We start from the raw sequence: 24,052 nt of genomic DNA on the forward strand, positions 1-24,052 counted from the left end.
TTGCCAGCCATGGCACGGACTGTACGGTCCACGGAAAATTCACATCCACGTGCTGATGGTGGCCGACGACCTGCTGTATAAACGTTGCCTGTGCGGGACTGAGCGAGCAGTTATCCGCACGGCTACGGCCAGTAATAAAGGCAATCTGCAAATCCGGCTTTATCATAGCGACGTAAACCAATCATTGCTGAAAATACGATACCGCCGCGAGCGCCAGTAAATAGTGCGATTCACCAGCGCATTCAGCAAATGGAAAGGCTGAAGTAACTCAGAGAGCAACGACAACAATGGATGCGAGGGGATCTCCACCGCGACCGCACGCTGAACGTAACGCAGCGCCAGATGGTGTATTGCTAATACCCCCAGAAGCAGAGCCGTTTGGGTCACCCCACCAAAGGCCAGAATCACCAGTGCCCACAGCAACAAAGGGTGTAGCCCCTGCAACAGAAAAATAGCCAGATTGATTGCCGCACTTTTTTCATGCATCAGTAGCGTGGCAAACAGGAACCAGCGATGCATTTGGCGGAAATAGCGTTTAGCATCGGCAACGCTGGTCTGCACGCGCACCGCCGCAGCAGACTGCACAATACGCACGCCATGGCGAGTTAACAGTGTCGCCATCGCCAGATCGTCCGTCAGATGACGTAACACCGGCGCAAAACCACCAACACTCGCCAGCGTTTTACCGTGAATGGCGTAACACATACCGTTCAGCGTCAGTGGCGGCGAAAACGGTAACAGCGGCAAATAGGTCAGGGCTGAGTTGTCGTTAACAAACTACGCCAGCAAACGGGAAGGCAGGTTATCCGCCGCACGATACCAGGGAAGCGCTGTCACCAGCGTGCTCTCCGTCAGAGCATCCAGCATGTTGCACAATGACTCCGCGCTCAATACTGCATCATCGTCCAGCATCAGAATCACATCACGCGTTACCTGCACCCTCGCCTGTTCCAGCTTAAACAGCTTGGGATTAACGCCCTCTGGCGCCTGAGGAAAGGAGAGAACAGTAATATGCTGCTGGGGATAGCGTACTTGCAAACGCTGCGTGACCCGCGCAGCTTCCGCATCGTCATCGTCAATCAGCCAAAGAAATGCCGCACCACGCAACTGCCCCACCGTCGAGGCCAGTACACTTTCCAGTGCAGGATCGCCGCTGAGGATGGGCTGCATGACCATGACCGTATGCAGATCGCCGCCACGCGGCAAACGCAACACCCCACCACCGCGCTGCAGTTGCTGCAATATGCGTGGAACGATGGTGTTATCGTGCGGACCAAACAAACCACGAGGGCGCAGTAGCACAAAGGTAGTGGCGGGGAAACGGGTGACGGCACCGCTAATTTCCTGCTCCGCCTGAAATTTGCTGTTGGCGTAATGGCTGGAAAAAGCGCGCGCACGGTAGCTTTCCGGCAGAACGTAATAATGCTGAAAATCAAAGTAGACCGCAGGGGTCGAAATATGGATAAAGCGCGGTATCTGGGCATGTCCGGCGGCCTGCGCCAACACGCGGGTTGCCAGCACATTGGCGAGGAAAAATTCCGCCTGTTTGCCCCAGGGCGAGGATTCGGCGGCGCAGTGCCACACCGCGTGACAGCCAGTCATTAACCGATACTGCCATTTTGACGGGCTTGCGTCAGATCCAGCGGGATAAAATGCGCACCGACCTGCGCCAGTTGTAGCGCCTGTGCCGCCAGTCCCGCCTGGCTGTCGTGCAAAGAGGCGTGATAACGATGAACAATACCACAACGTTTTTCCACATAACCCACCGCTTTGCCGAATCTGCTATCCAGTTCGGCAGAGGTGACGCACGTTGACGGTAAGGCAATTCCTGTCGCGATAATCTTGCACTTTGTGACAGACGAGTCAGAGTGTGTTTTTTCCATAAAACCAACTGTTGTCTTATTCCATAGAACATTATTACTTAATCAATTCCAAATTACCCGGGCTGATTTTACTGACTCAAGCGCGGAAGAACCGGAGCGTACACGTAGTACGTGAGGATTCTGAGCACTGCCCAGGTTCGAAATGGCAAGCAAAATAGTCCTAATGGAATAGGCTCTAAGCGGGCTTTTTTTATATCTGATAATCAATCATTACTTCATCATCTGGCTCCATCGCTTGTCGCTTGATCTCCTCCACGGATAACCCTGCATTGCATAACTCGATGAATCGCCAAACGTAATTACGTTGTAATTGACCGCGTTTCAAGCCAAGCCAGACAGTATTGGCATCGAATAAATGCCGGGTATCAAGACGGGTGAGCGTCCCCTCTTCCTGTTCACCGCTGGATTGCTCCGCCACCAGCCCAATGCCCAGTCCCAGCGCCACATAGGTCTTGATCACATCAGAGTCCTGCGCGCTGAGGATAATATCTGGCAGTAATCCTTTGCGGGCAAATGCCTCATCAATACGTGAACGCCCGGTGATGCCCTGGCGGTAAGTAATAAGCGGCCAGCGAGCAATGGCCTCCAGCGTCAGCGGGGACGTCAGGACTAGCGGATGATCGTGAGGTACGAGCAGGCTGTGATGCCAACGAAACCATGGAAAAGCCACCAATAGGGGATCGCTGCTTAACCGCTCGCTGGCAATACCGATATCTGCCCCACCATTTTGCAATAGTGCGTCGATTTCCTGCGGCGTGCCCTGAATTAACTCCAGGCGAACTTCAGGGAAGAGTTCGCGAAACGCTTTAATCACCGCAGGCAGGCTATAACGTGCCTGCGTATGGGTAGTGGCAATCGTCAGCACTCCGGAAGTGTCATTGGTAAACAGATCGGCAAGTCGGCGAACATTGCTGGCTTCATTGAGAATACGTTCAGCGATAACCAGCAGGGCTTTACCCGGTTCGGTCATACCAAGTAGGCGTTTACCACGGCGGATAAATATTTCGATACCCAGTTCATCTTCAAGCTCGCGAATATGGCGGCTTACCCCCGATTGCGAGGTATAAAGGATATTCGCGACCTCCGTCAGGTTGTAATCCTGACGTGCCGCTTCACGGATGATTTTAAGTTGCTGGAAATTCACTCTACACTCCGGATACATCAGACATTACGCTATTGTTAAAGTCTGATGACCGGCATAACAAATAATAAAAACCTGCATCTTATTCCTGCACGGAATAAGGTTTAACTCACTAACTGCAGTTCACGGTTTTCCAGTGCCGGGCTACCGACAAGCGACAACAGGATCTCTTTCACCGCCTGAGCCTGAGGCGATAAACTCCCCCTGGCCGACACGTTCAACGATAACGGCAAACTCATCGATGGGGTGGTAATACGCGCCATCCAGCCATTTGCCGCATTGCAGAGTGAACGAGCAGCGGACTCCGGTAAAACAGTCACCCCCATGCCACTGGCAATCGCTGCGGTTAAGGTGGAAATAGACTCAATTTCCCCAATCACTTTGGCCGTTAAACGGCGTAATGAAAATGCTTCATCTACACGTAAACGCACCGCGCTGTAATCCCGGGGAAGAAACAGATTCATCTGGGCTACAGCGGCTAAATCAACACTTTGCCCTGGACAATCTCGTGTGCCGACAAGGAAAAGATCCTCTTTTAGCAATGGCTGGCTAGTAATACCTGCGATCGGAGAACGTTCGTAGAGTACGGCCATGTCGAGCTGACCACTGAGCAACTTTTCGTTTAGCGCCGCTCCACTGTTCTCATGCAGGTAGATCAACACCTCTGGCAGTTCGGCGCGCACGGTCTGTAATAACGGCATGGTGATAGATGACGCTGCCGTCCCGGGGGCAAGGCCAATAGACACCTGGCCGCTCAAGGTCTGTCCGATATTACTGACGGCAAGCTGCGCCTGCTCGCACTGCCGCAAAATCGTGCGGGCGTGGGTATAAAGCACCTTTCCAGCGTCAGTCGGTGTCACTCCGCGCTTAGTACGAATCAGCAACTGTTGATCCAGTTCGCCTTCCAGCGTAGCAACCTGTTGGCTCAACGCGGGTTGCGCAATATGCAACACTTCCGCTGCCTGGGTCAGGCTACCAATATCGACGATTTTTACGAAATATTTCAGCCGTCTGAAGTTCATTTTGCCTCCTGTCGGAATACCAGAACCCGTGCTGGCAGTCATGTTCATCAGGTTTGCAAAATGCTTGCCAGTTTCGAGTGAGTACGGGCCACAGCGCTCAGTGCCCGTAAAACAAGGCCTGGAGGTCAATGATAAATATTCTTTACCCTGGCAGCCGTCTTTTCCTCTGCCCCACCACATGCTGTGGCGCACCAGAATAGGGCAACAATCTAAAAAGCGGGAAAGATCGCCGCTTTGTTGATTTTGTCAGCAAACAAACTCGCAATTGCATTTACCCCTTTGACAACACCCGCGCCCCTCGCTAATATGCGCCTCGTTCACACGATTCCTCTGTAGTTCAGTCGGTAGAACGGCGGACTGTTAATCCGTATGTCACTGGTTCGAGTCCAGTCAGAGGAGCCAAATTTAAGAAGCCTGCTTAGAAAACTAAGCAGGCTTTTTGTTTTTCTACTTTCTCTTTCGTCCTATTTGTCATCTTACTCCGTTGTAACAGATAAAATCGTTTTCTCTTCCCGCCTGTCGCGGTAGTCTCATCACAGTCGCTAATATATCGACTGCAATGTGCGTAACCTTATTCCAATACTAATAACAAAAAATCAGTACAGACAGGATAGCTATGGATTCCACCCTCATCTCCGCGAGTCCTCAGGAGGACTCCTCTTTACATCATCGCGATCGCGCTCGACGTGCCGCACTGGGCAGCTTCGCCGGTGCCGTGGTCGATTGGTATGATTTTCTGCTGTATGGCATCACCGCCGCGTTAGTCTTTAACCGCGAGTTTTTCCCGCAAGTCAGCCCGGCGATGGGCACGCTCGCGGCCTTTGCCACCTTTGGTGTCGGATTTTTATTCCGCCCATTAGGCGGAGTTATCTTCGGTCACTTCGGCGATCGTCTTGGCCGCAAACGTATGCTGATGCTTACCGTCTGGGTGATGGGTATTGCCACGGCGTTGATTGGCATCATCCCCTCTTTTGACACTATCGGTTGGTGGGCTCCAGTACTGCTGGTAACACTACGCGCCATTCAGGGTTTTGCCGTCGGCGGCGAATGGGGCGGGGCGGCGTTACTCTCTGTCGAAAGCGCGCCAAAAAATAAAAAAGCCTTCTACAGCAGCGGCGTGCAGGTGGGTTATGGCGTTGGCCTATTGCTCTCGACCGGATTGGTTTCGCTGATCAGTTCACAAACAACCGATGCGCAGTTCCTGAGTTGGGGCTGGCGCATCCCATTCCTGTTCAGCATCGTGCTGGTACTTGGTGCATTATGGATGCGTAACCGCATGGATGAATCAGCTGAGTTCGAGCAGCAAAAACAGGAACCTCTGCCCGAGAAAAAGCGGCTGCCGGTCGTTGAGGCGTTAATCCGCCATCCGGGCGCATTTTTAAAGATAATCGCCCTGCGCCTGTGTGAGCTGCTGACCATGTATATCGTCACCGCGTTTGCACTCAACTATTCCACGCAAAATCTGGGTCTACCGCGCGAGCTATTTCTGAATATCGGTCTGTTAGTTGGTGGGTTGAGCTGTCTGACCATCCCCTGTTTCGCCTGGCTTGCTGACCGCTTCGGCCGCCGACGGGTCTACATTACCGGCGCTCTGGTCGGCACGCTCTGTGCCTTTCCGTTCTTTATGGCCCTTGAGGCACAGTCTATCTTTTGGATTGTATTCTTCGCCATTATGCTGGCAAACATCGCCCACGACATGGTGGTCTGCGTGCAACAGCCAATGTTTACCGGGTTGTTTGGCGCCAGTTACCGTTACAGCGGTGCTGGCGTTGGCTATCAGGTAGCCAGCGTCGTTGGCGGCGGCTTTACCCCGTTTATTGCCGCGGCACTGGTGACCTTCTCGGGCGGAAACTGGCACAGCGTAGCCATATACCTGATGGCGGGGTGTCTTATTTCTGCCGCGACCGCAATTCTGATGAAAGATAAACCACACGGCTAAGCCGTTCTGCGAAGGCCGTTCGGCCTTCGCAGATTCTTCCTTAACGTCTGACTTTTGTTTCACATTCCTGTGACATACTATCGGGAGAGCAGCACATCTGTGGAACAAGGAGACAGACATGAACAATAAGGGCTCCAGCCTGACCCCGGCTCAGGCACTGGATAAACTGGACGCATTGTATGAGCAATCAGTTAAGGCTCTGCGTAGCGCCATTGGCAAGTACATTGAAACCGGGACGCTTCCTGACATCATCGCCCGAGATAAAGGTCTTTTTGTTTACCCTTCGCTTTCTGTGACCTGGGATGGCAGCGCAACGAATCCTCCAAAAACACGCGCCTATGGCCGTTTTACCCATGCTGGCTGCTATACCACGACCATTACTCGCCCGTCTCTGTTCCGACCTTATCTTGAAGAACAGCTCACCCTGCTGTACCAGGATTACGATGCGCATATCTCTGTCGAACCGTCCCAGCACGAGATCCCCTACCCCTACGTGATAGACGGTTCTGAGTTGACGCTCGACCGCTCCATGAGCGCCGGATTAACGCGCCATTTCCCCACTACCGAACTGTCGCAGATTGGCGATGAAACCGCGGATGGAACATTTCACCCGGCAGAATTTTCTCCCCTGTCGCACTTCGACGCCCGACGCGTTGATTTTTCACTTGCACGCCTGCGCCATTACACCGGCACACCGGTAGAACATTTTCAGCCTTTCGTACTGTTCACCAACTACACTCGCTATGTCGATGAGTTTGTGCGCTGGGGCTGTAGCCAGATCCTCGACCCGGACAGTCCGTATATTGCGCTGTCATGCGCAGGTGGAATTTGGATTACCGCAGAAACTGAGGCACCGGAAGAGGCTATTTCCGATCTTGCCTGGAAGAAGCACCAGATGCCCGCCTGGCATTTAATCACCGCCGACGGTCAGGGGATCACACTGGTGAATATCGGCGTTGGCCCGTCAAACGCCAAAACCATTTGCGATCACCTGGCGGTCCTGCGTCCTGACGTCTGGCTAATGATTGGGCACTGTGGCGGCCTGCGTGAGAGCCAGGCCATAGGTGATTACGTTCTCGCCCACGCCTACCTACGCGACGACCACGTGCTGGATGCCGTACTGCCGCCAGATATTCCGATTCCGAGCATCGCCGAAGTCCAGCGCGCGCTGTATGACGCGACCAAAGAGGTCAGCGGCATGCCCGGTGAAGAGGTCAAACAGCGACTGCGTACCGGCACCGTCGTCACCACTGACGACCGTAACTGGGAGCTACGCTATTCTGCCTCTGCGCTGCGTTTTAACCTCAGTCGTGCCGTCGCTATCGATATGGAGAGCGCCACGATTGCCGCGCAGGGTTACCGTTTCCGCGTACCTTACGGCACCCTGCTTTGCGTCTCCGATAAACCGCTGCACGGTGAGATTAAACTGCCAGGCCAGGCCAACCGTTTTTATGAAGGTGCAATTTCCGAGCATCTGCAAATCGGTATTCGGGCAATCGATCGGCTTCGCGCCGAAGGCGATCGCCTGCATTCCCGCAAACTACGTACGTTCAACGAACCGCCGTTCCGTTAAGGCCTGAAGGTAACTATGCATAACTCAACGCCCCTTTCCGCCCTGCGCAATCTCCTGTTAGCACAGGGGCTGGATGGTATGATTGTTCCACGCGCCGACGCTCATCAGAGTGAGGATTGCACACCACACGACAATAAACTGGCCTGGCTTACCGGCTTTAGCGGCTCAGCCGGTCTGGCACTGGTGCTTCGCGATCGCGCATTGATGTTTGTCGATGGACGTTACCAGGTCCAGGTCCGTAACGAAGTCTCCCTGGACGATTTCGAGATTCATCATTTACACGACGAGCCGCTAGCCGATTATTTGCAGACGCATGTGCCAGCAGGTACCCGCATTGGCTTTGAGCCTCTGCTGATGGTCAACAGCCAGTTTGAGGCGCTTTTGGCCACTCATTGCGAACTGGTCGCGCTGGAAACCGACCCCTTCGATACAGTTTGGCTCGACCGTCCGGCTGCCCCCTGCGGCATCATCCGCGAAATGCCCATTGAGATCAGCGGCGAAAGCAGTGCGCAGAAACGCGCACGGATCGTCGAGCAACTTGCTCAGCATCAGGCTGACTTTCTGGCAATCACCCTGCCCGATAACATCGCCTGGCTGCTCAATGTGCGCGGTTCAGATCTCAATATGGTTCCGGTGCCTTTTTCGTTTGCCTTGCTACATCGCAGTGGTGAACTGGAGTGGTTCGTGGATGCCAACAAAACGCAGCAGTTACCCGAAGCGCTACTGAACGCATTAACGATTTCGCCACAAGAGGATTTTCTGTCTCGCTGCCAGCAACTTGCCCACGGGAAACGCTTCCTGGTCGATAAAGACTATGCACCAGTTGCACTGCGATTCGCCATTGAACAGCACGGCGGCGAACTCCTCTGGGCACCCGATCCCATAACGCTTATCAAAGCACATAAAAATGACACAGAACTAGCGGGTTATCGCGAATGTCATGAGCAGGATGGTGCCGCTTGGGTGAACTTCCTCGCCTGGCTGGCGCATGAAGTCCCCTTACGTGAGGCTGCGGGTAATCCGGTAACCGAACTGGAAGCCCAGGAAAAACAGTTGGCGTTTCGCCAGCAGCAGCCTGGGTTTATTGAACAAAGTTTTGGTACGATCTCAGCATCAGCCAGCAATGCGGCAATGTGTCATTATCATTCCAGCGAAAAAACCAATACCCCCATCACCTCTCAGGCGATGTATTTAAATGATTCTGGTGGTCAGTATCAGAACGGCACTACGGATACAACGCGCACCCTCGCCTTTGGCCCGCAGGATCCACAGCGTCGACTGCATTACACTGCAGTGCTGAAAGGCTTTTTATCGCTGATCACGTTGCAATTCCCGAGCGGTACTCAGGGGCATCAACTGGATGCGTTTAGCCGTCGGGCACTTTGGGCGCTGGGCCTGGATTACGATCATGGCACCGGCCACGGTGTCGGACATCAGTTGTTGATCCACGAGCAGCCGCACCGCATTGCGAAGAAAGTGAATCCCTGGCCTCTGGTTGCGGGCAACATTATCACCATCGAACCAGGATATTATCTGGCCGGACAATACGGTATCCGCATTGAGAATCAGGTGGAAATTATCGACAGTCGCCCTGGCTTTTGCCGCTTCTCCACGTTGACGCTGGTGCCTATTGATTTGAATCTGGTTGAGTTGCATCTGCTGAGCGAGAGCGAAAAGCAGTGGATTGATGATTACCATCAGCAAGTCAGAGAAACCTTGTCACCGCGCGTAAACAGTGATGCTCGTCCATGGCTATTTGCTGCCACCGCGCCGATTCGTGTTCAGGCCAATTAATGCATTAAAAAAGGCAGCCCGCAGGCTGCCTTAGTTCTCCCCAACATCTTACGGCTTAACTGTTACGGATGTATTCATCCATTTCAGTTTTCAGGTTATCGGACTTGGTGCCGAAAATAGCCTGAACACCAGAACCCGCAACCACCACGCCTGCTGCACCCAGTTTCTTCAGGCCAGCCTGATCCACTTTGGCGACGTCAGCCACGCTGACACGCAGACGCGTAATGCACGCATCGAGGTTAGTGATGTTTTCTTTTCCGCCGAACGCAGCAACCAAGGCCGGAGCCATTTCACCCGTTGCGCCCGCTTTGCTGTCTTCAGTCGCGTCTTCACGACCCGGTGTTTTCAGGTCCAGCGCTTTGATCAGCACACGGAAGATGGTGTAGTAGGCGATAGCATAGCCAGCACCGACAATTGGGAACAGCCACAGTTTGCTGCTGTTACCGGACAGAACGATAAAGTCGATCAGACCATGAGAGAACGACGTACCGTCACGCATACCCAGCAGGATACAGATCGGGAATGCCAGGCCTGCCAGAATCGCGTGGATGATGTACAGGATCGGCGCCACGAACATGAAGGAGAACTCGATCGGCTCGGTAATACCGGTCAGGAACGAGGTCAGCGCCGCGGAGATCATGATACCGCCCACTTTCGCGCGGTTTTCTGGTTTTGCAGAATGCCAGATAGCAATAGCGGCAGCCGGCAGACCGTACATTTTGAACAGGAAGCCACCAGACAGCATGCCCGCAGTCGGGTCACCCGCCATATAGCGAGGGATATCGCCGTGGAACACCTGGCCCGCAGCGTTGGTGTATTCGCCAATCTGCATCTGGAATGGAACGTTCCAGATATGGTGCAGACCAAACGGTACCAGGCAGCGTTCAATGAAGCCGTAGATACCGAACGCCACAACCGGGTTCTGGTATGCAGCCCATTGGGAGAATGTCTGGATAGCAGTACCGATCGGCGGCCAAATAAAGGACAGCACCACACCCGTAAAGATGGCAGCCAGACCAGAAATAATTGGAACGAAGCGCTTACCGGCAAAGAAGCCAAGATACTCAGGCAGTTTGATACGGTAGAAACGGTTGAACATATACGCTGCTATCGCACCGGAGATAATCCCCCCGAGAACACCCGTATCAGCAAGGTGTTTAGCTGCGATCTCTTCAGCAGGTAAATGCAGAACCAGCGGCGCAACCACAGCCATGGTCTTGACCATGATGCCGTAGGCAACCACTGAAGCCAGTGCGGAAACACCGTCATTGTTGGTGAAGCCTAACGCGACACCGATGGCAAAAATCAACGGCATGTTTGCAAAAACAGAACCGCCTGCTTCTGCCATAACGTGCGATACAACGGCTGGCAGCCAGCTGAAGTTAGCGGAACCGACGCCCAGCAGGATACCTGCGATCGGGAGTACGGATACCGGCAGCATCAGCGATTTACCGACCTTTTGCAGGTTAGCAAATGCATTCTTAAACATAATTAGGAGTGCTCCTGAGTATTTGTGCTTATACACTTCATCCTTCAAACCGCCTCAGTGTTGGCTGCGCTCGTTCATCCCAGTCACTTACTTAAGTAAGCTCCTGCAATTCACTCACTTGCCGCCTTGATGCTGCTTGAATGATTTTGCGTATTCTACGTTCTCACGCATTGGCGAGGGGGGAGAACCTCGCCGTGAACAGGGCATCTAAGTACCCTTTATTTATTACACAGAGTAAAATAATTCAGCTTATTTTTGTTTGACGGCTATCACAATTCAGCTGTGGATAGCCGTAAAATTCGCACAATCCGATAAAATGAGTATCTGAATGTGTCTAACTGGTTATTTACCGCCCATTTTATGGCGGTGAACTTTACTCGGTTTACTTATTAATTACGAGCTTTAAAAAAACTCAATTAACGGATAGATTGCAGGCGAGAAGCGTTGATGTGAAACAGGCGGGCAAAGTTATCAGTGGTGATTTGCGCCAGTTCTTCAACGGCAACACCTTTCAATACGGCCATATACTCTGCGACATCACGAACCATGGCGGGCTGGTTCTCTTTACCACGATGCGGTACCGGCGCAAGGTACGGAGAGTCAGTCTCAACTAACAAGCGATCCAAAGGAACATAGCGCGCGGCGTCGCGTAACTGTTCGGCGTTACGGAACGTGACAATGCCGGAAAAAGAGATATAGAATCCGAGATCCAGCAATTTGCCCGCAGTTTCCCTGTCCTCTGTAAAACAGTGTAGTACGCCGCCACAATCCGTCACGTTTTCTTCGCGCAGAATCGATAGCGTATCGGCTCGCGCATCACGGGTATGGACGATCACTGGTTTTTGCAGTTCGCGGCCAATCTGAATGTGATGAATGAACGACTCCTGCTGACGCACTTTGGTTTCCGGGGTGTAGAAATAGTCCAGCCCGGTTTCCCCCATCGCCACCACGCCGTCTTCCGCGGCAAAGCGACGCAGGTCTTCTACATCATAGGTTTCATCCTGATTTAACGGATGTACACCGCAGGAGAACACCACATTATCGCGCTCGCCAACCAGGTCGCGCATATTGCGGTATCCGGATAAGGTGGTCGCTACGGCAAGACAAAACTTCACATCACGCGCTGCCGCTTTCGCCAGCACGTCATCCACGTCCTTATGCAGAGATTGATAATCCAGGCCATCAAGATGGCAGTGTGAGTCGACTAAAAACATAATGTCTCTCTCAAAGATGGGGAACAGGCAGTACGGCGCCTGGTTGCAGGTAATGCTCAATACGCAGGATAAGATCGGTTAATACCAGTTCACGATTGACGCCCGTCACGTTGAGCAGTTGCTGACGGCAGTGGCACACATCACCCAGCATCGCCTGAATCTGCGCCACGGAGAACCGTTCAGCAATGGATGAAATCAACGCCAGTGCATCAGGGTTAGTTAAATGGGCAGCACCATACGGACGTTTGAGCGCATCCGTAAACAGCGTTGCCAGCCAGTGTAAGCGGGCTGCAGCTTGTTCATGGTTGAGCGCCGCCAGCAGCTGATACCAGTCACCGGAATGCAAGGTGTTCGCCAGTGCCGCGCAAAAATCGCTACGGTGCGCCCAGCTTTCTGCCTGAAGCAACATTAGTGCCGCCCCAGGAGACCCGGCGCTCAGGCGTAGTGCGCTAAGAAGTGCATCCTGCGGGGCAGTCACTTCGCGGGCCAACCAGGAAACCGCATACGATTCCTCCGGGGGAGCAAGGTGATGCAATCGACAACGGCTGCGTAATGTGGCAAGTAAGCGTGCCGGCTCGGTAGTAGCCAGGAAAAACCACGTTTGCGCCGGCGGCTCTTCTAACGTCTTTAGCAGGGCATTGGCTGCCGCATCCGTTAACTGGGCAGCATCGGGGATCCACACCACTTTGGCACCGCCCAGACGCGAATGTTCGTACAGCTTTTCAGTGACTTCACGCACCGCGTCAACACCCAGCGTGTTCTTTCCTTTTTCCGGCAGCAGAGAATAATAGTCAGGATGCGTTCCTGCCTGCATCAACTGGCAACCACGGCAACGTCCGCAGCTTTTATGCCCTTCCGGCTGCTGGCACATCAGATAGCGACTCAGGGCGTAAATCAGCGCGTCGTCACCCATACCGGGTAACGCCTGAATCAGTAACGCATGGTGACCGCGACCCGCCTGGTAACTGGCGACAAGTTTTTCAAAATCGGGTCGTAACCATGGATACCATTTCATGCGCCCTGCTCCTGTACCCAGTGGGTAATGGTGCTACGGATATCATTCATGACAGCTTCAAGCGGCTGCGTGGCATCTATGGTACGGATACTGGGATCTATCGCCGCCAGTTCCAGATAGCGGGCACGGGTGCGATTAAAGAAGTCAAAAGACTCCTGTTCAATGCGGTCCAGCTCACCACGAGCACGGGCACGCTTTAAACCCACTTCAGGCGTCACATCCAGATAGAGCGTCAGGTCCGGGCGAAAATCACCGAGTACCGCATCACGCAGAGTGGCCAGCATCGTTTGGTCGATGCCACGGCCACCGCCCTGATAGGCCTGGGTCGACAGATCGTGACGGTCGCCAATCACCCAGGCACCTTTTGCCAACGCAGGCTTAATGACGGTTTCGACCAGCTGAACACGTGCGGCGTAGAACATCAGCACTTCCGCTTTATCGGTAATCACTTCGTCACCGACCGACTTGATGTCCAGCACCAGGCTTCTTAATTTCTCTGCCAGCTGGGTCCCACCTGGCTCGCGGGTAAACACCATGTCGCGGATACCGAGTTGCTCAAGTGTCTCCACCACTACATCCCGCGCGGTAGTTTTTCCGGCGCCTTCCAGGCCCTCGATGACGATATAATTACTGCCCATTTTTTTCCTTAAGCACTTTCAGATAATCCTGCACAGATCGGTTGTGGCTGGCAAGATTGGTATTAAACGTGTGACCACCTTTACCGTCAGCCACGAAATAGAGATACGGTGTTTTTGCCGGATGCGCGGCGGCCTGCAATGAGGCTTCGCCCGGCATAGCAATCGGGCCTGGCGGCAGCCCGGTAATGGTGTAGGTGTTATACGCAGTCGGCGTTTCCAGGTCGGCGCGCGACAATTTACCATTATACCGTGTGCCCATCCCGTAAATCACGGTCGGATCGGTCTGTAAGCGCATGCCAATACGTAAACGGTTTATAAACACCGAGGCCACCTGATCGCGCTCGCTGGCGACAGCGGTTTCTTTTTCAATAATAGAGGCCATGGTCACCAGCTGATTTTTGTCGGTATACGGTAGACCTTCGGCACGCCCTTCCCAGGCAGTATCAACAGCTTTGACCATTTTCTGGTGCGCACGCTTCAGCAGCGCCACATCCGAGGTGTTGGCGGTATACATCCAGGTATCCGGCCAGAACCAGCCTTCCACCCATTCCGGGTTCTCCAGCTTCAGCGCCTCGGCAACGGTAGCGTAGTTGTCGTCGCTCAATGTGTGCTTGATATAGGGCGCATCGCGCAGCTGTTTAAGGTAATCACTCAGGCGCATGCCCTCAACCAGACGTAATGGGAACTGTGCTTCTTTTCCGCTTTCCAGCAGTTGCAACATTTCCCGTACAGTCATATCAGGCGTCAACCGGTAGGTCCCGGCTTTAAAATGCGAAAGGTCGGGTTCAATACGCAGTAACCACTGGAATACGCGTGGACGATTAATCACCTTATCTGCATACAGCTGCTCACCCAGAGCCAGACGACCCGTGCCCGCTTTCAGCGTAAAAATCGTTTCATCTTTAATCAATAATTTACTGTCCGCCAGATGGCGAACTTTCCACATTCCCACACCCGTGGCAATGCCCAGCACAACCAGCAATAAAACAACAACGCGTAACAATTTTTTCATGACTAATTTGGGTGCTCACAAAGTGGGGCTAAAAAATCGAATAACAAACGTGAAGACAACATCCTGTCACCACAGGCACGCACAGGAACCACCGGCATTAATGCATTACAGACAACCATCTCATCCGCCTGCATCACGTCCTCTTCCCGCGCATACACGTCGACAATCTTGAACGGTGATTGTGCCAGCATCCGCATACAGAATTGTCGCATAATGCCGTTCACGCCAGCCTGATCCAGTCGAGGAGTATAAACGACATCGTCTTTACGCCAGAACACATTAGCCGCACAGCATTCCGTAACCCATCCCTCACTGTCAAGAACCAGCGCTTCATCGGCGTCTGTCTGCTCAAGATGAGAACGAATCAGCACCTGCTCCAGTCGGTTCAAGTGTTTAATTCCGGCAAGCATCGGATTGCGCCCCAGACGCACAGGACTTACAGCCAGAACAATCCCATCGTTCTGCCAACAAGCGTAATGTGTGGGAAAGGCAGAAGTAGAGAGAATACGCGTAGGCGAATGACAGTTCGCGCCACTATAGCCCCTGCCCCCGCTACCACGACTGATGATCACTTTCAGTACACCACGTGTATGCCCGACCGCCAGCATTTGCATTTCATCTTGCAGTTCTGACCACTTATCGAAGGGGATCAGCAATTTTTTGCATGCGTCGTCTAAACGCTGGAGATGCGCCGAAAGAAAACACACATTACCATCGACAATTCGCGCAGTGGTAAAACATCCGTCACCAAACTGCGTCGCACGATCGCTTGCAACCAACGCGCCCTGCTCACGGCCATTAATTAAGAACATGGTGGCTCCTTATTCGTGGTCCGCTAGTTTGGCAGGATGCCAAAGCCAGGACAAGGTCGAAAAATCGAATAAAAAAAGGCCCGCAAGCGGACCTTTTTTATGACGCCAGGTAAGTTACCTGCGGGACTTAGATCTTTTTAAAGATCACCGAACCGTTAGTACCACCAAAGCCGAAGGAGTTACAAAGAGCATATTCCATGCCGCTGACCTGACGTGCTTCGTGCGGAACAAAGTCCAGGTCACAACCTTCATCCGGGTTATCCAGGTTGATGGTTGGTGGAACCGCCTGATCGCGCAGCGCCAGAATAGAGAAAATAGACTCTACCGCGCCCGCCGCACCCAACAGGTGTCCGGTCATGGATTTGGTCGAACTGACCATCACGCTACGTGCCGCATCACCAAAGACGGATTTCACTGCCTGAGTTTCCGCTTTATCGCCTGCTGGTGTAGACGTGCCATGTGCGTTGACATAGGCAATCTGACCGGGTTCGATAGCCGCGTCACGTAATGCGTTGACCATCGCCAGTGCAGCACCCGCGCCGTTTTCCGGCGGCGAAGTCATATGGTAAGCATCGCTGCTCATCCCAAAACCGACCACTTCAGCGTAAATTTTTGCACCACGCGCTTTTGCATGCTCGTACTCTTCCAGTACCACCATACCAGCGCCGTCGCCCAGCACAAAACCGTCACGCTCTTTGTCCCACGGACGGCTTGCCGCTTGCGGGTTATCATTACGCGTAGACAGCGCACGTGCTGCGCCAAAACCACCCACACCCAGCGGTGTACTGGCTTTTTCAGCACCACCCGCAACCATCGCGTCTGCGTCGCCGTATGCAATGATACGCGCGGCATGACCGATGTTATGCACGCCTGAAGTGCAGGCGGTAGCGATGGAGATGCTTGGCCCTTGCAGGCCGTACATGATGGTCAAGTGACCGGCCACCATGTTAACAATCGTCGACGGAACGAAGAATGGACTGATCTTACGTGGTCCACCGTTTACCAGCGAGGTATGGTTTTCTTCGATAAGACCGAGACCACCAATACCGGAGCCAATAGCGGCGCCAACACGGTGAGCGTTCTCTTCCGTAATTTCGAGACCAGAATCCTGCATGGCCTGAACGCCAGCGACAATTCCATATTGAATGAAGGCATCCATCTTGCGCTGTTCTTTGCGCGAGATAATGTCATCACAGTTAAAATCCTTTACTAAGCCAGCAAATTTCGTTGCATAGGCGCTAGTATCGAAATGGTCGATCAGGCTGATGCCACTCTGACCGGCAAGGAGAGCTTTCCAGGTAGACTCTACGGTATTGCCGACAGGAGACAACATGCCCAGTCCGGTCACAACTACACGACGCTTAGACACGGTTGTCCTCCAGGGAGGGAAAATAATTCAAGTGGGATAAAAAGATAAAACTCAGGCGGTCGAATGACCGCCTGGAGATGTTCACTTACGCCTGGTGACCGTTGATGTAATCAATGGCAGCCTGAACGGTAGTGATTTTCTCAGCTTCTTCGTCCGGAATCTCAGTATCAAACTCTTCTTCCAGAGCCATTACCAGCTCAACGGTGTCAAGAGAATCTGCGCCCAGGTCTTCAACGAAGGAAGCATTGTTGGTTACTTCTTCCTGCTTAACGCCCAGCTGTTCGCCGATAATTTTCTTAACGCGTTCTTCGATAGTGCTCATACTCTTAAATTTCCTATCAAAACTCGCTTTCGCGATGGTTTTCGTAGTGTATAAAATGTTGAAAAATTTGCAACTAAATCCCGGCAGGTCTTACCACGATTTTGCGTTATTTTGAGGGCATTCACCCTAATAACGCAAATTTTTTTATCTCGTGGTTAAACCATGTACATCCCGCCGTTGACATGCAAAGTCTCACCTGTGATGTAACTTGCTTCGTCAGAAGCTAAAAATGCAACCGCATTGGCGATTTCATTTGGGGAGCCAAGGCGCCCCGCAGGAACTGCCGCCAGCGTACCCGCACGCTGCTCATCAGTCAGCGCACGCGTCATGTCCGTTTCAATAAAGCCCGGAGCAACAACGTTTACAGTAATGCCACGAGACGCAACTTCACGCGCCAGTGATTTACTGAAGCCGATCAAACCCGCTTTCGCCGCAGCGTAGTTGGCCTGACCCGCATTTCCCATGGTACCAACCACAGAACCAATAGTGATAATACGACCATGACGCTTTTTCATCATAGCGCGCATTACCGCTTTTGACAGACGGAAAACAGATGACAGGTTGGTTTCGATGATATCGTTCCACTCGTCATCTTTCATGCGCATTAACAGGTTATCACGAGTAATCCCGGCATTATTAACCAGAATATCGACTTCCCCAAATTCTGCGCGAATATTTCCCAGAACAGATTCGATAGATGCAGGATCGGTCACATTCAACACCAGACCTTTACCATTTGCACCTAAGTAATCGCTAATGGCCTGCGCACCGCTTTCGCTGGTTGCAGTGCCGATCACTTTCGCGCCACGGGCAACGAGTGTTTCAGCAATTGCGCGGCCAATGCCACGGCTTGCACCGGTAACCAGCGCGATCTTTCCTTCAAAACTCATGGTTTTCCTCTTTTATTGCGCAAGCGCCGCAGTCAGCGCCGCCGGCTCATTCAATGCCGAAGCAGTCAGGGTATCAACAATACGTTTTGTCAGACCCGTGAGGACTTTACCCGGCCCCACTTCATACAGATGCTCTACGCCCTGGGACGCCATAAACTCGACGGTTTTGGTCCACTGAACCGGGCTGTACAGTTGGCGAACCAGCGCATCGCGGATCGCGTCTGCGTGGGTTTCGCACTTCACATCGACATTATTCACAACCGGAACGGTCGGTGCATTAAAAGTGATCTTCTGCAGTTCAACGGCCAGTTTTTCTGCTGCTGGTTTCATCAACGCGCAGTGAGACGGCACGCTAACCGGCAGCGGCAGAGCACGTTTCGCACCTGCAGCTTTACATGCTGCACCTGCACGTTCTACGGCTTCTTTATGCCCGGCAATCACCACCTGGCCCGGTGAGTTAAAGTTAACCGGTGATACAACCTGACCTTCTGCTGACTCTTCACAGGCTTTCGCGATGGACGCATCGTCCAGGCCGATGATAGCAGACATGCCGCCCGTACCTTCCGGCACCGCTTCCTGCATGAATTTGCCACGCAGTTCAACCAGGCGTACGGCATCAGCAAAGTTGATGACACCCGCGCATACCAACGCAGAGTATTCACCCAAGCTATGCCCGGCCATCAGCGCAGGCGTTGCGCCACCCTGCTGCTGCCACACGCGGTACAATGCAACAGAGGCCGTTAACAGCGCTGGCTGCGTTTGCCAGGTTTTATTCAGTTCTTCTGCTGGTCCCTGCTGGGTAAGTGCCCACAGATCATAGCCCAGCGCAGCTGAAGCTTCAGCAAAAGTTTCTTCAACAATGGGGTAGGCTGCAGCCATTTCAGACAACATCCCAACGGTTTGAGATCCCTGACCCGGGAACACAAATGCAAATTGCGTCATGTTAAAATCCTTATACTAGAAACGAACCAGCGCCGAGCCCCAGGTGAATCCACCCCCGAAGGCCTCAAGCAATATCAGCTGACCGGCTTTAATTCGCCCGTCGCGGACGGCTTCGTCCAACGCACATGGAACGGAAGCGGCTGACGTATTGCCATGTCTGTCCAGCGTAACCACGACATTATCCATCGACATGCCCAGCTTTTTCGCCGTCGCGCTGATAATGCGCAAGTTTGCCTGGTGCGGTACCAACCAGTCCAGGGCAGAACGGTCGAGATTATTCGCTGCCAGCGTTTCATCAACGATGTGTGCAAGCTCGGTAACCGCCACTTTAAAGACTTCGTTACCCGCCATGGTCAGATGAATCGGGTTCTCCGGATTCACACGATCGGCATTCGGCAGTGTCAACAGTTCGCCATAGCGACCATCAGCATGCAAATGTGTGGAGAGAATGCCTGGCTCTTCTGAGGCACTCAGTACCACCGCGCCAGCACCATCACCAAAAATAATGATCGTCCCGCGATCGGTCGGATCACAAGTACGCGCCAGCACATCAGACCCGATCACCAGCGCGTGCTTCACTGCGCCGGACTTAACGTACAGGTCAGCCACGCTCAGGGCATAAGTAAAACCGGCGCAGGCAGCCGCGACGTCAAACGCCGGGCAGCCTTTAATTTCCAGCATACTTTGGATCTGGCACGCCGCACTCGGAAAAGCGTGCGTTGATGATGTGGTCGCAACCACAATCAGACCAATTTGATCTTTATCGATGCCAGCCATTTCAAGTGCGCGGTTTGCGGCGGCAAAGCCCATCGTCGCAACGGTTTCATTGGGCGCGGCAATATGGCGTTCACGGATACCTGTACGAGTGACAATCCACTCATCAGATGTCTCGACCATTTTTTCCAAATCGGCGTTAGTACGCACTTGTTCAGGCAGATAGCTGCCAGTACCAATAATCTTCGTATACATGTACGCTCAGTCACTTTTTGGTTATATACCGCTACGAACAAATCACGGGTAGGTAGGCTACGCTCTCGACCGCACTATCATCTGCGCGCCCGCGAGCGTGTCGTTTCGCCACCATCCAGCAGTTCGAATCCAGCTGGGTATACAGATTCCAGGCGAGCGGCAATTCGCTGAGGAACTTGTCGCTGCACCGCCTGCACTGCCTGTTCAATCGCGACTTCAAATGCTCGCTGATTGGCCGCACCATGACTTTTTATCACTGTGCCGCGCAATCCTAACAGACAGGCGCCATTATACTGGTCGGGGTTGAGGTGACTGAATCGCCTCGTTAGGCTTTTTTGTAACCAACGTTTTAATAACAGCAGCCACCACGACCGTTTTTTGCCCTCACCCTGAGATTTCAGCAGTGAAAGGAACATTCTTACAACACCTTCCATCGTCTTTAATGTGACATTGCCTGTAAAGCCGTCACAAACCAACACATCGGTTTTGCCAGTCAACAACTCATTGGCTTCAAGATAGCCGATATAGTTAATGGAAGGGATTGTTTTTAGCACAGCAGAAGCATCCCGAATACTGTCGAGACCCTTAGTTTCTTCTTCACCGATATTAAGCAATGCAACGCGAGGGCTGGCAATCCCAACCACCTCTTCTGCCAGCACGGAACCCATGACGGCAAATTGCACCAACATCGTACTGTCGCAATCAACGTTAGCGCCGAGATCCAGCACCACCGTTTTGCCCTTCTGCTGATGCGGCAACACCGTCACCAACGCAGGTCGCTCAATCCCCTCAAGGGGTTTGAGTAATAACTTCGCCAGTCCCATTAGCGCGCCCGTATTACCGGCGCTCACACAGGCTTCTGCACGACCTTCTTTCACGAGCTCCAGGGCAACACGCATAGAGCTACCACGACTGGCGCGGATAGCCTGCGAGGGCCGGGCATCACTGGCAATAACTGACTGAGCAGGGATAATCTGCAGACGTGAACGTTGTTCGAAGTCAGCTTTGGCAAGTAATGGCGTGATTGTATCGGGATCCCCGACTAAAAGAAGTGTGAGTTGCGAATTAGAATTCAGTGCCTGCAGTGCTGCAGGCACTGTCACGGTAGGGCCAAAATCACCCCCCATGACATCTAACGCCAGGGTTAGACGTGTCAAGGTATCGTCGCTGCTCGGCTAGGTGTTTCCCCAGTTACCCGGGGAAAGCCTCACTAAGCTTCATCACGCTGGTTCTCTTTGTCTTTCTCACCGAGGTGGGAAATTCATTGAGCCATGCGTGATTACTTAGCGATTACCTTACGGCCGCGGTAGAAACCATCGGCAGTGATGTGGTGACGCAGGTGTTGTTCACCAGAAGTTTTGTCTACAGACAGGCTGGTGACTGCGGTCAGAGCGTCATGAGAACGACGCATGCCACGTTTGGAACGGGTTGGTTTATTCTGTTGTACGGCCATGGACCTTACTCCTCAATTACTTACGCTTTAAGCTGGCTAATACGGCAAATGGATTTGGTTTTTGCGCTTCATCAGGCAATTCACCAAAGACCATGTCCGCCTCGGACACTTCACAGTGTTCAGAATCATGCACCGGAACTACCGGCAAGGAGAGGATAATCTCATCTTCAACCATTGCAAGCAGATCGATTTCACCGAATTCGTTAACCTCAATCGGTTCATACGCTTCCGGCAGTGCTTCAGCCTGCTCGTCAGAACGGACAGGACTAAAACAATATGTTGTGTGGACATGGAGTGGGAACGGTTTCCCGCAACGCTGGCATGCGAGCGTAACCGAGACCTTCGCATCACCGGTAATAACGGCAAGACGTTGGTTATCGATCGCGAACGACATGGAGCATTCCACATCACTGTCCACACTGACTACAAAATCGGTGACGCGCTCTAACAGATCAGAAGTATAGATACCTTCATAATCGAGGCGTTTTTGAGCCGTACGAACCGGATCAAGAGTCAGGGGTAATTTTACCTTTTGCATAGGGCGCGCATATTAACTTTGTAACGTCATAGAGTCAAAGAAAAAGGCAGCCTGAGGTTGCCTTTTGCCAATAATTCGCACACATTGCGGGTCATCGACTTAAAATCACTCAAGTCTGGCCATAGCAGCCAACTTGAAGGTCGAGAGCCCTAGTTTAAAATGGCTCTCATCATTACGCTATATGCGAGGGAAAAAATATGCCTCAACTCATTCTTGCGTCTACCTCTCCCTGGCGTCGCGCCTTGCTTGAAAAACTGGCCATCCCGTTCGAATGTGCAGCACCTGAGGTTGATGAAACACCGCAGCCTGGCGAAACACCTCGGCATTTGGTGTTACGTCTGGCCCAGGAAAAAGCGCAATCTCTTGCCCACCGCTACACATCACACCTCATTATTGGATCCGATCAAATCTGTGTACTTGATGGAGAAATAACCGGAAAACCGTTAACAGAAGAAAAGGCCAGACAACAATTAACCAAAGCCAGCGGCAATATTGTGACGTTTTACACCGGACTGGCGCTGTATAATTCTGCAAACGGACATTTACAAACCGAAGTCGAACCGTTCGATGTTCATTTCCGTCATTTAAGCGAGACGGAAATTGACGATTACGTACGCAAAGAACGTCCGTTACATTGTGCCGGCAGTTTTAAAAGCGAAGGATTAGGTATTGCGCTCTTTGAGCGTCTGGAGGGCCGCGATCCTAATACGTTGGTTGGCCTGCCGCTGATTGCGTTGTGTCAGATGCTACGCAGGGAAGAGATGAATCCGCTGAAAGCCTGATTAATCTTCCTGATGGCGACGCGGTGCGTCTTATCAGGCCTATGGCGCATAACGCAATGGTAGGCCTGATAAGCAACGCGCATCAGGCTTTGCTGCGTAATACCTCAAGGCAGCGTTTTAGCTGATTATCCATCGGGGCTTCAACACGCATGACCTCACCGGTCCCCGGATGGGTAAACTTCAATGCTGCGGCGTGCAGAAACAGTCGGTTCAGCCCCGTACCGGCCAACTGCTTGTCGAACTCACGGTCGCCATAGCGATCGTCAAAAGCAATAGGATGTCCAGCATACTGGGTATGCACGCGAATCTGATGGGTCCGCCCGGTTACCGGACTACAGCGCACAAGCGTGGAAAACGCATAGCGCTCTTCTACTTTAAATCGCGTCTCCGACGGTTTACCTTCCTGATTTACCCGCACGATTCGCTCACCGCTTTGCAGAATATTCTTTAACAGCGGCGCCTGTACGGTTTTGACATGCGACTGCCACTGACCTCTTACCAGCGCCAGGTAATCTTTTTGCATTCCCTTTTCGCGCAACTGTTCATGCAGCGAACGCAGTGCGGAACGTTTTTTGGCAACCAACAGCACGCCAGACGTGTCACGGTCGAGGCGATGCACCAATTCAAGGAAACGTGCCTCCGGGCGTAACGCTCGCAGACCTTCAATTACCCCAAAGCTTAATCCACTGCCGCCATGCACGGCCGTGCCTGACGGTTTGTTGAGCACCAGAATATGGTCATCTTCATACAGAATAACATCGGCCAGCGCGGCGACCTTCTGCAGATGCGGTGAAATAGCTTCTTCTTCGCGCTCAGCGACACGCACTGGCGGAATACGCACAATATCTCCGTCTTCGAGCTTGTACTCGGGTTTGATGCGTTTTTTATTCACACGCACTTCGCCCTTACGCAAAATGCGATAAATCATACTTTTTGGCACGCCTTTGAGCTGGGTGCGCAGAAAGTTGTCGATGCGTTGCCCTGCTTCGTCGGCAGTAATGGCAACAATTTTTACGGCTGGAGTCTCTGTTTTCATGGGTGCCGATTTTAAATAGCCATCAAGATTCGCGCCACACATTTTTCTATGCTTATATTAACTGCTATACCCTATTACACAGGTTTGACAGTTTCGATTTGGTGGTTATTAAACCAATCACTGTACGGAAGTGTAAAAACTGTGAGTAACCGGGTGGTAAATGGCAAAAGTCATCTTGCTATAACAAGGTTAGCAGTGGAATAATGAGGTCGTCTCCGT

21 protein-coding genes, 1 tRNA gene and 2 pseudogenes are annotated in these 24,052 nt (G+C 52.6%); 5 read left to right on the top strand and 19 right to left on the bottom strand.

Going from position 1 to position 24,052, the window contains the following annotated elements:
* Positions 1-162 precede the first annotated feature (162 nt).
* The 4 genes and pseudogenes from FDW95_RS20030 to nac all read right to left on the bottom strand — a co-directional run.
* Positions 163-1,173: pseudogene (locus FDW95_RS20030) on the bottom strand (glycosyltransferase); the annotation flags it as partial.
* A gap of 15 nt (positions 1,174-1,188) precedes the next feature.
* Positions 1,189-1,883: pseudogene (locus FDW95_RS23335) on the bottom strand (NAD-dependent epimerase/dehydratase family protein); the annotation flags it as partial.
* A 190-nt stretch (positions 1,884-2,073) separates the two neighbouring features.
* Positions 2,074-3,027: an HTH-type transcriptional regulator Cbl gene (gene cbl, locus FDW95_RS20040; protein WP_115258849.1), complete on the bottom strand. Its 954-nt coding sequence runs from the start codon at positions 3,025-3,027 to the stop codon at positions 2,074-2,076.
* A 101-nt stretch (positions 3,028-3,128) separates the two neighbouring features.
* Complete coding sequence (nac, locus tag FDW95_RS20045; RefSeq protein WP_115258850.1) at positions 3,129-4,046, bottom strand: nitrogen assimilation transcriptional regulator NAC; 918 nt, start codon at positions 4,044-4,046, stop codon at positions 3,129-3,131.
* A gap of 326 nt (positions 4,047-4,372) precedes the next feature.
* Here nac and FDW95_RS20050 point away from each other — a divergent pair.
* The 4 genes from FDW95_RS20050 (at position 4,373) to FDW95_RS20065 (ending at position 9,352) form a co-directional block, all read left to right on the top strand.
* A tRNA-Asn gene (locus FDW95_RS20050) sits at positions 4,373-4,448 on the top strand.
* A 214-nt stretch (positions 4,449-4,662) separates the two neighbouring features.
* Positions 4,663-5,985: a shikimate transporter gene (shiA, locus tag FDW95_RS20055; RefSeq protein WP_115258851.1), complete on the top strand. Its 1,323-nt coding sequence runs from the start codon at positions 4,663-4,665 to the stop codon at positions 5,983-5,985.
* A 118-nt stretch (positions 5,986-6,103) separates the two neighbouring features.
* Entirely contained in the window at positions 6,104-7,558 is a 1,455-nt protein-coding gene (locus tag FDW95_RS20060) for an AMP nucleosidase (RefSeq protein ID WP_115258852.1), read from the top strand.
* Positions 7,559-7,573: 15 nt separating this feature from the next.
* Positions 7,574-9,352, top strand: coding sequence for an aminopeptidase P family protein (locus FDW95_RS20065; protein WP_115258853.1), 1,779 nt, complete (start codon positions 7,574-7,576; stop codon positions 9,350-9,352).
* Positions 9,353-9,407: 55 nt separating this feature from the next.
* Here the strand turns inward: FDW95_RS20065 and ptsG are convergent, their stop codons facing one another.
* From ptsG to yceD, 14 genes are all read right to left on the bottom strand, one after another.
* Positions 9,408-10,841, bottom strand: coding sequence for a PTS glucose transporter subunit IIBC (gene ptsG, locus FDW95_RS20070; protein ID WP_096757538.1), 1,434 nt, complete (start codon positions 10,839-10,841; stop codon positions 9,408-9,410).
* Between the two features lie 416 nt (positions 10,842-11,257).
* Positions 11,258-12,055 (bottom strand): metal-dependent hydrolase, encoded by a 798-nt coding sequence (locus FDW95_RS20075; protein WP_115258854.1) that lies wholly within the window; start codon positions 12,053-12,055, stop codon positions 11,258-11,260.
* A gap of 10 nt (positions 12,056-12,065) precedes the next feature.
* Complete coding sequence (gene holB, locus FDW95_RS20080; protein ID WP_115258855.1) at positions 12,066-13,070, bottom strand: DNA polymerase III subunit delta'; 1,005 nt, start codon at positions 13,068-13,070, stop codon at positions 12,066-12,068.
* Positions 13,067-13,708, bottom strand: coding sequence for a dTMP kinase (tmk, locus tag FDW95_RS20085; protein ID WP_115258856.1), 642 nt, complete (start codon positions 13,706-13,708; stop codon positions 13,067-13,069). Before tmk ends, holB begins: the two co-directional genes overlap by 4 nt.
* Positions 13,698-14,720, bottom strand: coding sequence for a cell division protein YceG (gene yceG, locus FDW95_RS20090; RefSeq protein ID WP_115258857.1), 1,023 nt, complete (start codon positions 14,718-14,720; stop codon positions 13,698-13,700). The genes tmk and yceG overlap by 11 nt, the downstream gene beginning before the upstream one ends.
* Before the next feature lie 2 nt (positions 14,721-14,722).
* Entirely contained in the window at positions 14,723-15,532 is an 810-nt protein-coding gene (gene pabC, locus FDW95_RS20095; RefSeq protein WP_115258858.1) for an aminodeoxychorismate lyase, read from the bottom strand.
* A 127-nt stretch (positions 15,533-15,659) separates the two neighbouring features.
* On the bottom strand, positions 15,660-16,901 hold the full coding sequence (fabF, locus tag FDW95_RS20100) for a beta-ketoacyl-ACP synthase II (RefSeq protein WP_115258859.1): 1,242 nt from the start codon (positions 16,899-16,901) through the stop codon (positions 15,660-15,662).
* Positions 16,902-16,986: 85 nt separating this feature from the next.
* On the bottom strand, positions 16,987-17,223 hold the full coding sequence (gene acpP, locus FDW95_RS20105; protein WP_000103754.1) for an acyl carrier protein: 237 nt from the start codon (positions 17,221-17,223) through the stop codon (positions 16,987-16,989).
* A gap of 155 nt (positions 17,224-17,378) precedes the next feature.
* On the bottom strand, positions 17,379-18,113 hold the full coding sequence (gene fabG / locus FDW95_RS20110; protein ID WP_096757545.1) for a 3-oxoacyl-ACP reductase FabG: 735 nt from the start codon (positions 18,111-18,113) through the stop codon (positions 17,379-17,381).
* A gap of 12 nt (positions 18,114-18,125) precedes the next feature.
* On the bottom strand, positions 18,126-19,055 hold the full coding sequence (gene fabD, locus FDW95_RS20115) for an ACP S-malonyltransferase (protein WP_096757546.1): 930 nt from the start codon (positions 19,053-19,055) through the stop codon (positions 18,126-18,128).
* A 15-nt stretch (positions 19,056-19,070) separates the two neighbouring features.
* Positions 19,071-20,024, bottom strand: coding sequence for a beta-ketoacyl-ACP synthase III (gene fabH, locus FDW95_RS20120; RefSeq protein WP_096757547.1), 954 nt, complete (start codon positions 20,022-20,024; stop codon positions 19,071-19,073).
* Between the two features lie 77 nt (positions 20,025-20,101).
* On the bottom strand, positions 20,102-21,181 hold the full coding sequence (gene plsX / locus FDW95_RS20125; protein ID WP_096759432.1) for a phosphate acyltransferase PlsX: 1,080 nt from the start codon (positions 21,179-21,181) through the stop codon (positions 20,102-20,104).
* Positions 21,182-21,303: 122 nt separating this feature from the next.
* Entirely contained in the window at positions 21,304-21,477 is a 174-nt protein-coding gene (gene rpmF, locus FDW95_RS20130; RefSeq protein ID WP_003036242.1) for a 50S ribosomal protein L32, read from the bottom strand.
* Between the two features lie 16 nt (positions 21,478-21,493).
* On the bottom strand, positions 21,494-22,015 hold the full coding sequence (yceD, locus tag FDW95_RS20135) for a 23S rRNA accumulation protein YceD (RefSeq protein WP_115258860.1): 522 nt from the start codon (positions 22,013-22,015) through the stop codon (positions 21,494-21,496).
* A 197-nt stretch (positions 22,016-22,212) separates the two neighbouring features.
* Here yceD and FDW95_RS20140 point away from each other — a divergent pair, with 197 nt between their 5' ends.
* Positions 22,213-22,797 carry a nucleoside triphosphate pyrophosphatase gene (locus tag FDW95_RS20140; protein ID WP_096757549.1) on the top strand — a complete coding sequence of 195 codons (585 nt, stop codon included), beginning with the start codon at positions 22,213-22,215 and terminating at the stop codon, positions 22,795-22,797.
* Between the two features lie 82 nt (positions 22,798-22,879).
* Here the strand turns inward: FDW95_RS20140 and rluC are convergent, their stop codons facing one another.
* Entirely contained in the window at positions 22,880-23,833 is a 954-nt protein-coding gene (gene rluC / locus FDW95_RS20145; protein WP_167456044.1) for a 23S rRNA pseudouridine(955/2504/2580) synthase RluC, read from the bottom strand.
* Positions 23,834-24,052: the final 219 nt, after the last annotated feature.

The organism is Citrobacter sp. wls718, assembly GCF_005280945.1.
In the GTDB taxonomy this organism is placed as follows: Bacteria; Pseudomonadota; Gammaproteobacteria; order Enterobacterales; family Enterobacteriaceae; genus Citrobacter; species Citrobacter gillenii.